The sequence below is a fragment of the Marinomonas sp. BSi20584 genome, from assembly GCF_002792415.1.
In the GTDB taxonomy this organism is placed as follows: Bacteria; Pseudomonadota; Gammaproteobacteria; order Pseudomonadales; family Marinomonadaceae; genus Marinomonas; species Marinomonas polaris.
In genome coordinates, this window is the sequence record NZ_KZ454879.1 from 26,272 (window position 1) to 41,675 (window position 15,404).

13 protein-coding genes are annotated in these 15,404 nt (G+C 42.8%); 11 read left to right on the forward strand and 2 right to left on the reverse strand.

The annotated features are described in order from the left end of the window. The first annotated feature begins 213 nt into the window (after nt 1-213). From TY87_RS11620 to TY87_RS11640, 5 genes are all read left to right on the forward strand, one after another. Entirely contained in the window at nt 214-1,491 is a 1,278-nt protein-coding gene (locus TY87_RS11620) for an ABC transporter substrate-binding protein (protein WP_100187202.1), read from the forward strand. Between the two features lie 72 nt (nt 1,492-1,563). Continuing rightward, nucleotides 1,564-2,526: a carbohydrate ABC transporter permease gene (locus tag TY87_RS11625; protein WP_100187203.1), complete on the forward strand. Its 963-nt coding sequence runs from the start codon at nt 1,564-1,566 to the stop codon at nt 2,524-2,526. Beyond that, nucleotides 2,523-3,356, forward strand: coding sequence for a carbohydrate ABC transporter permease (locus TY87_RS11630; protein WP_100187204.1), 834 nt, complete (start codon nt 2,523-2,525; stop codon nt 3,354-3,356). Before TY87_RS11625 ends, TY87_RS11630 begins: the two co-directional genes overlap by 4 nt. 12 nt (nt 3,357-3,368) lie before the next feature. Further along, nucleotides 3,369-4,397, forward strand: coding sequence for an ABC transporter ATP-binding protein (locus TY87_RS11635; RefSeq protein ID WP_100187205.1), 1,029 nt, complete (start codon nt 3,369-3,371; stop codon nt 4,395-4,397). A gap of 1 nt (nt 4,398) precedes the next feature. Continuing rightward, a complete protein-coding gene (locus tag TY87_RS11640) occupies nt 4,399-5,991 on the forward strand; it encodes an alpha-amylase family glycosyl hydrolase (RefSeq protein ID WP_100187206.1) in 1,593 nt (530 codons plus the stop codon). A 116-nt stretch (nt 5,992-6,107) separates the two neighbouring features. Here the strand turns inward: TY87_RS11640 and cysQ are convergent, their stop codons facing one another. Continuing rightward, the gene (cysQ, locus tag TY87_RS11645) at nt 6,108-6,968 is read right to left on the reverse strand and encodes a 3'(2'),5'-bisphosphate nucleotidase CysQ (protein WP_072839297.1); all 861 of its coding nucleotides are present in this window, start codon (nt 6,966-6,968) and stop codon (nt 6,108-6,110) included. Nucleotides 6,969-7,012: 44 nt separating this feature from the next. Here cysQ and TY87_RS11650 point away from each other — a divergent pair, with 44 nt between their 5' ends. Beyond that, nucleotides 7,013-7,429, forward strand: coding sequence for an RNA-binding S4 domain-containing protein (locus TY87_RS11650; protein ID WP_072839298.1), 417 nt, complete (start codon nt 7,013-7,015; stop codon nt 7,427-7,429). Nucleotides 7,430-7,500: 71 nt separating this feature from the next. Here TY87_RS11650 and dprA read toward each other — a convergent pair whose 3' ends face one another. After that, on the reverse strand, nt 7,501-8,814 hold the full coding sequence (gene dprA / locus TY87_RS11655; RefSeq protein WP_100187207.1) for a DNA-processing protein DprA: 1,314 nt from the start codon (nt 8,812-8,814) through the stop codon (nt 7,501-7,503). A 255-nt stretch (nt 8,815-9,069) separates the two neighbouring features. On the opposite strand from dprA, the gene def reads away from it, so the two are divergent. The 5 genes from def to TY87_RS11680 all read left to right on the forward strand — a co-directional run bounded on the left by def (nt 9,070) and on the right by TY87_RS11680 (nt 15,386). Then, complete coding sequence (gene def / locus TY87_RS11660; RefSeq protein WP_072839300.1) at nt 9,070-9,585, forward strand: peptide deformylase; 516 nt, start codon at nt 9,070-9,072, stop codon at nt 9,583-9,585. An 85-nt stretch (nt 9,586-9,670) separates the two neighbouring features. Then, a complete protein-coding gene (fmt, locus tag TY87_RS11665) occupies nt 9,671-10,687 on the forward strand; it encodes a methionyl-tRNA formyltransferase (RefSeq protein ID WP_100187208.1) in 1,017 nt (338 codons plus the stop codon). Continuing rightward, nucleotides 10,684-12,054, forward strand: coding sequence for a 16S rRNA (cytosine(967)-C(5))-methyltransferase RsmB (gene rsmB, locus TY87_RS11670; RefSeq protein WP_100187209.1), 1,371 nt, complete (start codon nt 10,684-10,686; stop codon nt 12,052-12,054). The genes fmt and rsmB overlap by 4 nt, the downstream gene beginning before the upstream one ends. A 403-nt stretch (nt 12,055-12,457) precedes the next feature. Then, nucleotides 12,458-13,831, forward strand: coding sequence for a Trk system potassium transporter TrkA (trkA, locus tag TY87_RS11675; RefSeq protein WP_072839303.1), 1,374 nt, complete (start codon nt 12,458-12,460; stop codon nt 13,829-13,831). 106 nt (nt 13,832-13,937) lie between these two features. Next, nucleotides 13,938-15,386, forward strand: a complete 1,449-nt coding sequence (locus TY87_RS11680; RefSeq protein WP_100187210.1) for a TrkH family potassium uptake protein — start codon at nt 13,938-13,940, stop codon at nt 15,384-15,386. Nucleotides 15,387-15,404 lie beyond the last annotated feature (18 nt).

Sequence of the window (15,404 nt, forward strand, 5' to 3'; positions counted from 1 at the left end):
TAAAAATATCGATAAGAATATCGCAAATTCACCCTGCAAGCGACTAAGAGCAAAACACTCTCCTTTCAAACGCACTGATTTTAAAAAAAATCAAAAAATCAGATATTCTGTTGACTAGAGTAAAGGTTTACTTTAGCTTAAAAACAAAGAGTAAACGTTTACGTTTCTGTTTTAATATAAAACTCGAAAAAAACAAAAATAGGAGTGATTACAATGAAAAATCCGTGGAAATTTATAAACCCTTCTTTGCTATCCATATCGATAGTCGCCTCAGCAATCAATTTCGCACAAGCAGCTGAAGTAGTGCTGGTGTCTGGAGCCGTTGGTAAAGATATTGAAGTATTGAAGGAAGTGGTAAAACCTTGGGAAAAAAGCACTGGAAATAAACTAACTGTCTTTCCTATGCCAGCTTCTACCACAGACCAATTTGGCCAATATCGTCTATGGTTAGCAGCAGGGAACGCTGATATCGATGTGTATCAAACAGATGTCATTTGGGCCCCTCAACTCGCTAATAATTTTGTTGATCTAACTCCTTATACTAAAGATATCGTCGACCAACATTTCCCTTCCATTATTGAATCGCAAACAACCAACGGAAAACTAATTGCTCTACCTATCTTCACCGACGCTCCAGCCCTTTTTTACCGTAAAGATCTACTCAAAAAATATAATAAAACGGTGCCAAATACTTGGGAAGAACTAACTGAGACAGCCAAATACATCCAAACAAAAGAACGTGAAGCAGGTAACCCGGATATGTGGGGGTTCGTTTGGCAAGGTAACGCTTATGAAGGCTTAACTTGTGATGCATTAGAATGGGTGAAATCCTTTGGTGGAGGTCAAATAGTTGAAGCTGATGGTACGATTTCAATAAATAATCCAAAAGCTGTTGAAGCTCTTAAAATGGCAAAATCATGGATAGGTGATATTTCTCCAGCAGGTGTTCTAGCTTATCAGGAAGAGGATGCCCGAGGCGTTTGGCAGACAGGTAATGCCGTTTTTATGCGTAACTGGCCTTATGCCTATGCTCTGGGCAACTCCGAAGAAAGTGCTATAAAAGATAAATTTGGAGCCGCTCCTTTGCCAAGTGGCGCAAGTCCAAATAAATCAGCAGCAACACTGGGCGGATGGAATGTAGCAGTTTCTAAATACTCTAAGCATAAAGAAGCGTCTATTTCATTGGTGAAATTCCTTGCATCTGAAGAAGTACAAAAGTATCGGGCGCTCCATTCATCGAATTTACCAACCATTATTTCCCTCTATGACGATAAAGATATAAAGGAACAACAGCCAATAATTGCGCAATGGAAAGATGTGTTTTTACATGCTGTTCCTCGTCCTTCCGCACCCACAAAAATCAAATACAACGAAGTGTCTTCTAAATTTTTCTCCGCAGTTCATAGCACGCTTGCTGGCAGTGGCTCAGCGGAAGAAAACCTCGAATTACTCGAATACGAACTTGAAACGTTAAAAGGAAATAACTGGTAATTCGGACTATTGACTGGACTCAAAGCAATATCATTTTTTTGAGTCCTTCCTTTAGATATAGGAAGCTCTTGTATGTTTAAAAAACACATCCTAACAACACCTGAGGTATCCAGCTTACAGCGCCAAAAATTGCGCGCAGCATTCTGGTTTCTCGCACCCATGCTGCTGGTGTTGTTTTGCGTTGCAGCTTGGCCGTTACTTCGTTCTATTTACTTTTCATTTACCAATACTTCATTAACCAACCTTTACGGTGGTGAATGGGTTGGCTTTAAAAACTATTTGACGTGGAAAACCCTCTCATCAGGACGCACGATTTATTCGGGAACTTTGGCCGACCCTGCATGGTGGAATGCAGTCTGGAATACCGTAAGGTTTGCAGTGGTCTCAGTTTCTTTAGAAACCATTATAGGTTTAATGGTGGCCTTAGTATTGAATGCGGAATTTAAAGGCCGAGGTTTGGTACGAGCTGCCATCTTAATACCATGGGCTATTCCAACAATTGTGTCAGCAAAAATGTGGGCATGGATGTTCAACGATCAATTCGGCATCATCAATGACATGCTATTAAGCGTTGGGTTAATTGACCACAAAATAGCTTGGACCGCCAATATTGATACCGCAATGTTATCGGTATTAATCGTCGATATTTGGAAGACAACACCATTCATGGCTCTGCTTTGCCTAGCAGGCTTACAAATGATCCCAAGAGATATGTATGAGTCAGCCAAGATTGACGGCGTACACCCTATAAAAGTGTTCTTTCAAGTGACGCTCCCCTTGGTAAAACCCGCACTCATGGTCGCTGTTATCTTTCGTACGTTGGATGCTTTGCGGATGTTTGACTTGGTGTATGTACTTACTCCTAACTCAAAAGCCACAAAAACCATGTCAATCATCTCCCGAGAGAACCTAATTGAGTTTGATAAGTTTGCCTATGGTTCAGCCCAATCCACCTTACTGTTCGCCATTATTGCCCTGTTTGTAGCGCTCTATATTTGGCTTGGTAAGCTTGACCTTAGTGGAGAAAAATCATGACTAACAAGGCACTATTCAAAAAGGCCGCTTTTTACTCTGTCGTAGTTATCATCGTACTTATCTCGGTTTTTCCGTTTTATTACGCGATTTTAACAAGCCTTAAAACAGGTTCTGATTTATTCAAAGTGAACTATTTTCCTTCCTCGTTTAATTTCAGCAACTACATAGATGTATTGAATAATGGCCAGTTTATTAGGAATACGCTGAACTCTGTCTTCATTGCGAGCACCACGGTTATATTCGCTTTGTTTCTTGCTGTTACAGCGTCATACGCATTAGCTCGTGTACGTTTTAAAGGACGAGGATTATTGCTTATGGCAATCTTAGCCATCTCGATGTTTCCACAGATTGCTGTTTTAGCAGGTTTATTTGAGCTAATTCGCTTTATTGGAATTTACAACACACCTTGGGCCATGATTATGTCCTACACCATTTTTACGCTGCCATTTACCGTTTGGGTGCTAACCACCTTTATGCGAGATTTACCCGTAGAAATAGAAGAGGCGGCCATAGTGGATGGAGCCACTCCTTGGGTCATTATCACACAAATTTTTATGCCCTTACTTTGGCCAGCCTTGGTCACCACAGGATTGCTCGCTTTTATTGGTGCTTGGAACGAGTTTTTATTCGCGTTGACTTTCACTGCATCAGAGACCATGCGTACTGTGCCTGTCGCCATTGCCATGTTGTCAGGCTCATCTCAATACGAAACACCTTGGGGGCTCATTATGGCGGCCTCTGTTTTGGTCACCATCCCGTTGGTGATCTTGGTGCTTATTTTCCAGCGAAAAATTGTATCCGGCCTAACCGCTGGTGGCGTGAAAGGCTAAGGAGTATTCATTATGGCTAAAATTGAACTTAAAAATCTGATCAAAACCTTTGGTAGCACAGATGTTATTCGAGGCGTCGATCTCACCATTAATGCTGGTGAACTTATGGTGTTTGTCGGCCCTTCCGGTTGCGGCAAATCAACTTTATTACGTCTTATTTGTGGATTAGAAGACATTACATCTGGAGAGCTACTATTTGATGGCGTATCCATGAATGACAAGGTGCCATCTGAACGTGGTATCGCCATGGTTTTCCAATCCTATGCCCTATATCCACACATGTCTGTATATAAAAATATGGCCTTTGGCCTAAAGCTAGCTAACGTCTCACCACAAGAAATGAAAAATAGAGTACTTGAAGCGGCCAAGATGTTGCAAATCGACCACTTACTAGAACGTCTGCCAAAACAGCTATCTGGAGGACAACGTCAACGCGTCGCGATTGGACGTGCCATTGTCCGCGACCCAAGGGTTTTTCTCTTCGATGAACCTTTATCTAACCTAGATGCATCATTGCGCGTGGATACGCGACTAGAAATAGCTAAGTTACATCACAAAATGAAAGACACAACCATGGTTTACGTTACCCATGATCAAGTGGAAGCAATGACATTAGCAGATCGAATTTGCGTCCTAAGAGACGGTAATATCGAACAGGTTGGCACACCAGAAGAGCTCTACAGTCATCCGAAATCTCTTTTTGTTGCCGGCTTTATTGGGTCACCAAAAATGAACTTTCTCACTGGTGATATAGCCGAAAAACACCATTGTCATACTCTGGGTATTCGTCCTGAACATCTTGTTATCGATTATCTCGACGGTATATGGAGTGGAGAAGTGGTACACACAGAAAACTTAGGTGCAGATTTCTTTGTATTCTTAGATTTGGGCATAAAAGAACCTCTAGTCGTACGTTTGGATGGACAGCAGCGGATTCCTTTAGGTACTCAAGTTAATGTACGTCCATTAGAAGAGCACCTCCATCGATTTGACAACAATGGTTTACCTATCACTTTAACGTCTAACAGAGAGAAAATTTAAGATGGATACTATTGAACAAGAATGGTGGCGTGGTAGCGTTACCTATCAGATTTATCCACGATCTTTCCTAGATAGTAACGGTGACGGTATAGGGGATATTCCTGGCATCACGAGCCGTTTAGATTATTTGGCTGATTTGGGTGTTGACGCTATTTGGCTGTCTCCCATCTTCACATCACCAATGAAAGATATGGGTTATGATGTTTCAAATTATATAGATATAGATCCGTCTTTCGGAACACTATCAGATTTTGATGAAATGATAGCCAAGGCTCATAGTTTGGGTCTTAAAGTCATCATTGATCAAGTGCTCTCACACACCAGTGATCAACACCCATATTTCTTAGAAAGCCGACAAAATCAAACCAATGATAAGGCCGACTGGTACATATGGGCAGATGCAAAACCTGACGGTTCACCACCAAACAATTGGCTATCGATTTTTGGAGGGACTGGCTGGCAGTGGGATTCTCGTCGTAAACAGTATTATATGCATAATTTTTTACGCCAACAGCCTGATTTAAATTTCCATAATCCAAATGTTCAAGAATGGATTCTCAGTACTGTACGATTTTGGCTAGAACGTGGAGTGGATGGTTTTCGTCTAGATACTGTGAACTACTATTTTCATGATAAATTGCTACGGGATGATGCCGCTGATTTTCGTCAAAAATCTGTAGCGGATTGGAATCCTTACCACATGCAATATCATTTATTTTCAAAAAACCAACCAGAGAATTTGGTATTCCTTAAAAAGTTTAGAGCTTTACTAGATGAATATGGAGCCACGACATCAGTTGGAGAAGTAGGTGAGAGCCACCATCCAATAGAAATGATGGGGGAGTATACGACAGATAAACGATTGCATATGGCATACTCATTTGAAATGTTAGGTCATTCGTTTTCACCCAAACATTTTTCCAAACAAATAACCGAATTTTTCCGACTAGCACCAGAAGGATGGCCTTGCTGGGCCTTTTCCAATCATGATGTTGTTCGACATGTTAGCCGCTGGAAAAAACACGCTGAAGATCCAACCGCTTTAGCTAAACAGGCTTGTGCTTTATTACTAAGTTTAGAAGGCTCTGTTTGCTTGTATCAAGGTGAAGAACTGGGCCAACAAGAAACAGATCTAAGCTATGACGAACTTGTTGACCCGCAAGGAATTGAGTTTTGGCCTGAAGACAAAGGAAGGGATGGTTGCCGAACTCCAATGAGCTGGGATAACTCAAAGTTTTCCGGTTTTTCATCTTCAACTCCATGGCTTCCAGTTAAAGAAACTCAACGCCAATTAAATGTTGCTGACCAGCAGAATAAGCAATCGTCTGTACTCAATTTTTATCGAGAGATGCTTGCGTTTCGCAAACAAAATTCCGTCCTACGAAATGGTAACACTCTCTTCATCAACGATGATAATTCACTTTTAGCATTCGTTCGAGGTGACACAATGCTATGTATCTTTAACTTAGGCAATCAGTCGATTACTTATCAAAATACAACTGAGTTTAATCAATGTATTAAAGTTGGTAACACTAAGGTTGAAGGTAAAGAGCTAGTATTGGGGGCAAATGGTTTTGCTTTTTTAACGAAGTAACAAATTTTATTAGGCAACAAGCTCAACGTTTTACCTTAGGGCTTGTTGCTACTTAAAATATTTCACGTGAAACAATCAGATAAGGTAAAGGAAGGGAAGAACAAGAAGAGTAACGCTTACTCTTCTTCCTCGTTTTCTAAATACCAGTTCATCACATACGGGGCGAGTTCAGCACCCGATACAAAGAAGTGACCATTGAGTAGGGTTTCTCTTTGGTTGTAACGAAATGGCTTTCCATCCGGTGTGACTAGCATTCCACCAGCGGCTTCAATGATGGCTTGCTGAGCGGCGGTGTCCCATTCACTTGTTGGGCCACGACGCAAATGCAAATCCGCAATCCCTTCGGCAATTCGACAGCCTTTAATTGAGCTGCCTTTTGGCAACTCTCGCACTTGCTCGTAACTTTGCTTTAATTTGTTTTTTAGCGAAGCTGGAAGAGCAGGACCATGGCTACGACTTGTCATAGCAATAATAGGTTCGCGAGGTTCACGTACGTTGATGCTTTCGTATTCATCACCTTGCCATTTAAACGCGCCTACTGGCAAATCTTGCCACGCTTTGGTTACACCAAAATAGCCTTCGGTTGTGGTCGGTAAATACACCACACCTAGAATGGGTGCACCGTTTTCAACCAAGGCGATATTAATACTGAATTCGCCATTACGCTTAATGAATTCTTTTGTACCGTCGAGCGGATCAACGATCCACAACATAGGCCATTTAGAACGCTCTTCAAACGTCACCTGACCTTCTTCAGAGCTCTCTTCTGAAAGAACAGGAATATTGGGTGTAAGTGCTTGCAAACCTGCTAGAATCACTTTGTGCGCAGCGAGATCAGCAGCGGTCACAGGACTATCATCCTGTTTTTGTTCAATGCCTAAATCTGCACGTTGATAAATATCCATGATCACATCGGCGGCATCGTGTATTATTTTTTGAAGAGCTTGAAAAATTGGGTGTTTACTAATGTCCTGCATAACAGCCTCAAATATGACAACAGAATAGGGTCAACGCATTCTTTATGAGTAAACCAGAAAAGCAGTCGGCACCACAAGCCGTTCGTTTAGATAAGTGGCTTTGGGCCGCACGTTTTTTTAAAACTCGTTCACTTTGTAAAGACGCCATCGATGGCGGCAAGGTGTCTTACAACGGAAGTAAAGGCAAAGCCAGCCGTAATGTGGAAATTGGTGCCTTAATTGGCATACGAGTTGGTTGGGATGAAAAGGTCGTCGAAATCAAAGACATCAGCGGCCAACGTCGTGGCGCACCTGAAGCACAATTGCTTTATGAGGAAACGCCACAGTCGATAGAAAAACGTGAAAAACGCGCTCTCGAAAACAAGTCTTTTGGTGGCCGAATTATGTCTGACCATAAGCCGAATAAAAAAGAGCGTCGTGATATTAAGCAGCTGAAGAAAGATATTTTTAGCGACATGTAATCTAGATCTAATATCACGCATTACATATCTCAAGATAATAAGTAAAGAGAGAGAAGGTCAGCGCCGTCTACTTAACAACGACAATAAAGGCCTTCTCGATTCTCCACACAGCCATACAATTCCAATTCCATTAACACCTGCATCATCAATCCTGCGTCCATTTTGCTTTGGCGAATCAAGGCATCAAAATCCATAGGCTGTGCTTCTTGTTCCATAATGACAATAACTGCCTTTGCGCTATCGGACGTAGATTCCGGCAAAGCATGCACCTGATTCGACACTAAAATAGGTGTGCTTCCAGCAGTTTGATTTCTATTTTCAGATGATTGTTTTTTACTATTCTTGTTAGCGGTCGAGCTTTTAGCTGTCTTAATTATTTTAGTTATAGAAGCACAGGACAGTTCTGAGCACTCGGCTAAAATATCATCTACATGACGAACCAAGGTGGCACCTTGTCGAAGTAACTGATGACAACCTTCTGATTGTGGGTCAATCAAACGACCGGGCAAGGCGAACACTTCTCGGTTCTGTTGGATGGCATAACTCGCACTGATCAATGAACCACTTTTGATAGAAGCCTCTGATACCAGCACGCCCATACTTAAACCACTGATAATTCGATTCCGCGGCGGAAACAGGTGAGGTCGCGGACTGGTTGATAGTGGGTATTCACTTATTAATGCGCCGCCTTTTTCTAGGATTTCTTTAAACATCTGGCGATTATGGTGTGGGTAGCGGTGAAACAAGCCAGTTCCCATTACCGCAATAGTTGGTGTTGTCTTGTTATATAAAGCGCCTTGATGAGCCGCAGTATCGACACCCATAGCGCCGCCACTCACCACACAAATGCCTCGAGCCGATAGTTGCTCGGCAAATTGAAAGGTGGCATCTCTTCCATAACGCGTACATTTGCGCGCTCCCACAATGCCGATTTTCGGCAATGACAAGGCATCTCGGTTACCTTCTACATAAAGAAACGCCGGCGCGACGGAGATCTCTTTTAACGCCGCGGGATAGTGTTCGTCTTCTTGCAGTACTAAGTGGTGATCGGCTTCTTCCAACCAAGCTAATGATTCATCACGTTTGGCTTCTTGTTCTTTAGTGAGTATGCCATTGGAAAAATAATCCATGGCCTGACGCGCTGTAATCTCTGGCCACTTTAACGCGATCAACAAATCATAAGTTATCTTCTCTGAGGAACTCGCGTCGTTTAGTTCTTCTTTACTAAATAAGGGTAAGTTTTCAGCATTATCCATTGATGCATGATAATCAAGTTGACTGAGATAAGTATAAAGACGCGAGAGTCGAGATGGGCCAATGCCCGATAAGAAACTTAAGCATAACCAATCTGTTTTCGACAAACCAGAGGCATTAGAGGTAGACATGATAAGCAGCTTCCTTGTGAGTTGAACATGGGCATTCCTTGCCCGTACGTTTACTTAAAAAACAAAATAAGAGTACTTAAAATACAAAACCAAGAGCGAATAGTCATTGGCTATGTAGGCTATTCAATCATATTGGCCAAAAAACCGCCATGAGAAGACTGCTCAACGGCCAGACTTGCGTTACAATAGACGCAATGAAAAGAGTAGGAGAGAACGTCTCCGCTCACGAACAAAGACACATCGTTGGAAAAGATCATGGCTGTTTTAACTGTACTTGAATACCCAGACAAACGCTTACGCAAAATTGCTAAGCCAATTACCAAGTTCACTGATGAGCTGCAAACCAAAATCGACGACATGCTTGATACCATGTATGACGAGAACGGTTTGGGCTTGGCGGCGACACAAGTGGATTATCACCACCGTCTTGTGGTGATGGATTTTTCAGAAGAACGTAACGAGCCTATCGTTTTTATTAATCCAGAATTCGAAATTTTAGATGACGAGCCAAATGAATTCCAAGAAGGCTGTTTGTCTGTTCCTGGTTTTTACGAGCACATTTATCGTGCTGCGAAAGTAAGAGTCAAAGCATTAGACCGCAACGGCAAACCATTCACTTTGGAAGTCGATGAGCTAATGGCGGTTTGTGTTCAACATGAAGTTGATCACCTAGACGGCAAACTTATGGTCGATTATTTGACGCCTCTAAAGCGTAATCGTATTAAGAGCAAACTAGAAAAAGCCCATAAGCTAGCTCAAAAACAAGGTTAAGAAGACGACTCTTTTTAGCCAATAGATCATTGATACTCGTATTATAAAATCAGGCTTTGGCCTGATTTTTTGTTAAGGAACCTTTATGCCAACCTCACCACTTCGTATTGTTTTTGCTGGCACACCTGAATTCGCAGCTGCCAGCCTGCAAGCACTCTTAACAAACACAAAAGATTCAAATGCTGAAAACCAGTATCAGATCGTCGGCGTTTATACTCAGCCAGATCGTCCAGCAGGCCGTGGTCAAAAGCTAGTTCAGAGCCCTGTTAAGCAACTTGCTATCGCCAACGACATTCCAGTTTATCAGCCATTGAATTTCAAACAGGATGAAGACAAGGCACAACTCGCAGCGTTAGAAGCTGATCTTATGATTGTCGCCGCGTACGGAATTATCCTGCCAAAAGTGGTATTGGATACGCCTAAGTTTGGTTGCATCAACGTCCACGCTTCTTTACTTCCTCGCTGGCGCGGTGCTGCTCCTATCCATCGTTCGCTGATTGCTGGCGATGGCGAAACCGGCATCACCATAATGCAAATGGATGTTGGCTTGGATACTGGCGACATGTTGTTAAAAGCATACTGTGATATCAAACCAACAGACACCTCAGAAACGTTGCACGATCGCTTGGCGGTTCTTGGCGGAAGTGCACTAATTGAAGCTCTAGAAAAATTCAAAGCCGGCACATTGGTTCCTGAGCAACAAGATGAAAGCCTCACTTGCTACGCAGCCAAACTAACCAAGCAAGAGGGCGATGTGAACTGGTCATCTTCGGCAGAATTGATCGAGCGTCAAATTCGCGGTTTATCTCCTTGGCCTGTTGCTTACACCAACAGCCTTGCTGGTGTAATGAAAATCCATGCGGCACACATTGCCAGCGTAAGCGATGAAGCTTCCACACCAGGCGATATTTTGGTGGTTAGCAAAGAGGGTATTATCGTTGCCACTGGGCAAGGTTCTATCCTTATTACTGAGATCCAATTTGCGGGCGGCAAGCGCATGAAAGTGCAAGACGCCTTAAATGGTAAAAACAAAGCCGCCCTAGAAATTGGTCAGCGTCTTGGCGTTAATGAAAGTGAAAACAAGAGTGGGCAAACAGCATGAACCAATACGACGAAAGCTTCCCATCTAAAACTAGCCAGCAAAGTGCTCGCCAAGTGGCGGTTACAGTCATCACTAATATCCTGCTTCAACAGGGTTCACTTAGTACGCAACTTGCTCGCCATCAAATAGATGTTGCAAGCGAACATGCACCAATGCTTAAAGAATTATGCTTTGGTGTATGTCGTCAGTACCCAAGACTAAACAGCATTGCCTTACATTTATTGGCGCATCCTTTTGAAGAAAAGGACACAGATTTATACGCTGTCTTACTTTTAGGTTTGTATCAATTAACCTACATGAACACCCCAGATCATGCGGCAGTAAATGAAACAGTAGAAGCGTGCCGGATCTTGAAAAAAGACTGGGCAACCAAGTTAATGAATGCAGTGCTACGTCGTTACCAAAGAGAAGCCGACGAAATAGTTGAGATTCTAGAAGCTCAACCTTCCGTAGAATTCAACATGCCGAAATGGCTGGTGAAGCGTTTTAATAAGCATTGGCCAGAGTATCTTGAAGACATTATCGAAGCAAGTAACACGCATCCGCCAATGTGCATTCGCGTAAATGACAGTCTGGTTTCACGTGAAACATACAAGGAGCAACTTGCTGATCTGGGTATAGACTCTGAAGATGGCGAATTTTCAGATTCAGCTTTGTACCTAAGAAATGCTGTTCGTGTTGGAGAGTTACCAGGTTTTGATGCAGGTTTTGTCAGCGTTCAAGATGAAGCCGCTCAGCTTTCAGCTCATATTTTATCGCCCAAAAACGGCGAAAAAGTATTGGATGCCTGTGCAGCACCTGGTGGAAAAACAGGGCACTTATTAGAGAAAGCCAACTCTGCTGGACTAAGTTCAATGGAACTCACTGCGGTTGAACTAGAGCCTTGGCGCATGGAAAAAATCGAATCCAATTTGGCACGCCTTGGCTATTCGGCGCAGTTGATCTGTGCAGATGCGAGTGATCTTGATGCATGGTGGGATGGCGAGCATTTCGATAAAATCCTACTCGACGTTCCTTGTACGGCAACAGGTGTTATTCGTCGTAACCCAGACATTAAGATCAATCGAAAACCAGCTGACATTGATGATCTCGTTATCATCCAGCGAGAGATTCTTAACAAGGTTTGGACAACGTTAAAATCTGGTGGCTTCATGTTGTACGCAACTTGTTCCTTGATGCCAGAAGAAAACGAACAACAAATCCAACACTTCTTAGCAAACCAAGAAGACGCGAAAGAAGTCGCGATCAATTCTTTAGCGCCTGACTTTGCGATGGAGTGGGGGATTCCTGCTAGTCATGGTAGACAACTATTTCCGCATGCAGATGGTCACGATGGTTTCTACTACTGCCTTCTTCAAAAAGCTTAAGCCGTCTAGTAAGTAGAAATAAAAAAACAGGCACAGATCATCTCAAGCAAACGACTGAAAAATAGGTCGTTTTATAAAAAGGCCCGACAAATTGTTTCACATGAAACACAGTTTGTTGGGCATTTTTTTGAATTCAATTAATATTAGTCCATGCTGATAGCGAACTTGCCTCTCAGTTTCAACACTGGATAAGTAACAAAAGAAATCTCATTACATGATCATCCAAAATAATTACGAGTATTTATCAAGTTCAAGTTAAATAATTGTCCTTATGTGGGTAAACTTGCTCTACTTGATTCGAGCAAAAATTATGCACGCTCGATCAACCCAAACGACTCAATTTTGACATTTGAATTAATACACTAAACAAAGAGCCGAAAAAAATCACGCTCTAAGGCAGACTATGAAAATCATCATTATAGGCGCGGGGCAGGTTGGCGCCACGCTTGCGGAAAACTTGGCAAGTGAAGATAACGATATTACCGTCATTGATACAGATTTAACCCGCCTTAGAGAACTGCAAGATCGTCTCGACATTCAAACAGTTGAGGGCAGTGGCTCACACCCAGCTGTATTAGATCAAGCCGGTTGCAACGATGCTGACATGCTCATTGCGGTGAGCAACCAAGACGAAACCAATATGATCGCCTGTCAGATTGCTCACACCTTATTTAAAACACCGACTAAAATCGGTCGTGTCCGTTCTAGCGCTTATGCAAATTATCCAGAACTCTTTGTTGATTCAGCCATTCCAATGGATGTTCGTATCAGCCCAGAAAAAGAAGTGACTAAACATTTAAGCCGCTTGATTCGTTATCCAGGCGCGTTGCAGGTTATGGAATTTGCGGAAGGCAAAGTACAGTTAGTTGTAGTCAAAGCGGAAAAGGGTGGTCCACTGATCGATCAACCAATCAGCTTTTTGAAAGAACACATGCCGTCAATCCAAACTCGTATCGCAGCAATTTATCGTGACGGCAAATCTATTTCTCCTGACGGCAACACACACATTCGCGCCAACGACGAAGTCTTCTTTCTAACCGCTCAACGTGACGTATTAGATGTAATGAGTGAACTGCGTCCTTTGGATGTTCCTTATCGACGCATTATCATCGCTGGCGGCGGTAACATTGGTGAGCGTTTGGCACAGAGTTTAGAAAAAGAATACCGCGTTAAAATCATCGAACGTGATCCTGAGCGCTGTCGTTATTTGTCTGAAACTTTGGACAACACCATAGTACTAAACGGCGATGCGTCTAAGCAGGAATTACTGCTTGAAGAAAATATAGAATCCACTGACGTATTCTGTGCATTAACCAATAACGATGAAGCCAATATCATGTCTTCCATGCTGGCAAAAGTACTCGGCGTTCGCACAGTTATGACCATCATCAATAACCCTGCGTACGTCGATATCGTTCAAGAAGGCATGATCGACATTGCGATTTCGCCGCAACAAACTACCATCAGTTCGCTACTAAGTTATATTCGACGCGGTGACGTGGTGAACGTTCACTCGATGCGCAAAGGTGCTGCGGAAGCATTAGAAGCGGTCGCACACGGTGATTATCGTTCTTCAAAAGTGGTTGGCCGCAGTATTGCCAATTTGAATTTGCCTGAAGGCGCAACCATTGGCGCCATCGTTCGTGAAGACGATTTGATTGTTGCCACCAGCGAATTGGTGATCCAAGCAGAAGATCACGTCATCATTTTCGTGACCAACAAAAAACAAATTCCAGCGGTAGAACAGCTATTCCAAGTGGGTTTAAGCTTCTTTTAATTTGAATGCTTTTTAGCAAAAAATAGAAGCCTGACTCAATTCGCTTCACCTGATTTTTAACATTGACCCGGCACAAGAATGTGACGTCGGGGTCTAGGAAGCAAGTATGCATTTTAGTGTTATTTTACGTGTCATCGGATTATTGGTAATGGTGTTCAGTGTGTCGCTGATTCCACCCATTATGGTTTCTTTGATTTATTCTGATGGCGCACTCAATGCGTTTCTTTATGCATTGGGCGTGAATTTATTAGGCGGCTTTCTTCTATGGTTCCCAGTTCGGAATGAACGTGGGGAGTTAAAAATTCGTGATGGTTTCTTAGTCACTGTGTTGTTCTGGACAGTACTAGGCTTGTTCGGTTCGGTGCCTTTCTTCTTAGCCGAAACACCAGACTTAACTTTCACAGATGCCTTGTTCGAATCTATCTCAGGACTCACTACAACAGGGGCAACCATACTCACTGGCATTGATGCTTTACCTCAATCAATTCTGTTTTATCGCCAGTTACTTACTTGGTTAGGTGGCATGGGTATCATCGTATTGGCCGTTGCCATCATGCCGATGTTGGGCATCGGTGGTATGCAGCTGTATCGCGCTGAAACACCGGGGCCCGTAAAAGACACTAAACTCACACCACGAATTGCCGAAACTGCGAAAGCACTTTGGTACATTTATGCGACCTTAACCAGCGTTTGTGCCTTGGGTTATTGGATCGCCGGAATGAGTTTATTTGATGCGATTTGTCATAGTTTCTCAACGGTGGCTATTGGTGGTTTCTCGACTCATGATGAGAGTATTGGTTATTTCAATAGTGTCGCTATTGAGATGATTTGTACCTTCTTTATGATTGTATCGGCGTTCAACTTCGCACTACATTTCTACGCTTGGCGTCACAAAAGCGTGTGGCATTATTTTAAAGATCCGGAAGCACGTTTCTTTTTATTGATACTTTCCAGCACAGTTATTTTGGCAATTCTCGTACTTGCTATGACGTCGACTTACGATTGGAGTACCTCAATACGCTATGCTGTATTCGAGAGTGTATCTATTGCGACAACGTCCGGTTTCAGTACATCCGACTTTGCTAGTTGGCCGCATTTTTTACCCTTCTTATTGATCGTCACCTCGTTTGTCGGTGGCTGTGCCAGTTCGACCGGTGGTGGTATGAAGGTTATTCGTATACTTCTGATCCTCAAGCAAGGTATGCGAGAGATCAAACGCTTGATTCACCCAAACGCTGTTATTCCGGTTAAGGTGGGCGGCAAAGCCATCAATGAACGAGTTGTGTCTGCGGTATGGGGATTCTTCTCAGCCTACTTATTAGTTTACGTGGTGCTAATGATTGGCCTAATGGCAACAGGATTAGATCAGGTAACAGCTTGGTCTGCCGTTGCTGCGACATTAAATAACTTGGGGCCAGGTTTGGGCGACGTAGCTTCCAGTTTTACCAGCGTCAGCGACCCTGCAAAATGGATGCTGTGTTTTTCTATGTTGTTGGGTCGTTTGGAAGTATTTACTTTATTGGTGTTGTTCACGCCAATGTTCTGGCAAAAATAGAAAGCGCTAAAATTAGAT

What these genes read in the sequence shown, in the direction of transcription:
- TY87_RS11680 (WP_100187210.1), top strand. Translation starts at nt 13,938, where the DNA reads ATGCATTTTAGTGTTATTTTACGTGTCATCGGATTATTGGTAATGGTG.
- trkA (WP_072839303.1), top strand. Translation starts at nt 12,458, where the DNA reads ATGAAAATCATCATTATAGGCGCGGGGCAGGTTGGCGCCACGCTTGCG.
- TY87_RS11640 (WP_100187206.1), top strand. Translation starts at nt 4,399, where the DNA reads ATGGATACTATTGAACAAGAATGGTGGCGTGGTAGCGTTACCTATCAG.
- def (WP_072839300.1), top strand. Translation starts at nt 9,070, where the DNA reads ATGGCTGTTTTAACTGTACTTGAATACCCAGACAAACGCTTACGCAAA.
- dprA (WP_100187207.1), bottom strand. Translation starts at nt 8,814, where the DNA reads ATGTCTACCTCTAATGCCTCTGGTTTGTCGAAAACAGATTGGTTATGC.
- TY87_RS11635 (WP_100187205.1), top strand. Translation starts at nt 3,369, where the DNA reads ATGGCTAAAATTGAACTTAAAAATCTGATCAAAACCTTTGGTAGCACA.
- TY87_RS11620 (WP_100187202.1), top strand. Translation starts at nt 214, where the DNA reads ATGAAAAATCCGTGGAAATTTATAAACCCTTCTTTGCTATCCATATCG.
- fmt (WP_100187208.1), top strand. Translation starts at nt 9,671, where the DNA reads ATGCCAACCTCACCACTTCGTATTGTTTTTGCTGGCACACCTGAATTC.
- TY87_RS11630 (WP_100187204.1), top strand. Translation starts at nt 2,523, where the DNA reads ATGACTAACAAGGCACTATTCAAAAAGGCCGCTTTTTACTCTGTCGTA.
- rsmB (WP_100187209.1), top strand. Translation starts at nt 10,684, where the DNA reads ATGAACCAATACGACGAAAGCTTCCCATCTAAAACTAGCCAGCAAAGT.
- cysQ (WP_072839297.1), bottom strand. Translation starts at nt 6,968, where the DNA reads ATGCAGGACATTAGTAAACACCCAATTTTTCAAGCTCTTCAAAAAATA.
- TY87_RS11650 (WP_072839298.1), top strand. Translation starts at nt 7,013, where the DNA reads ATGAGTAAACCAGAAAAGCAGTCGGCACCACAAGCCGTTCGTTTAGAT.
- TY87_RS11625 (WP_100187203.1), top strand. Translation starts at nt 1,564, where the DNA reads ATGTTTAAAAAACACATCCTAACAACACCTGAGGTATCCAGCTTACAG.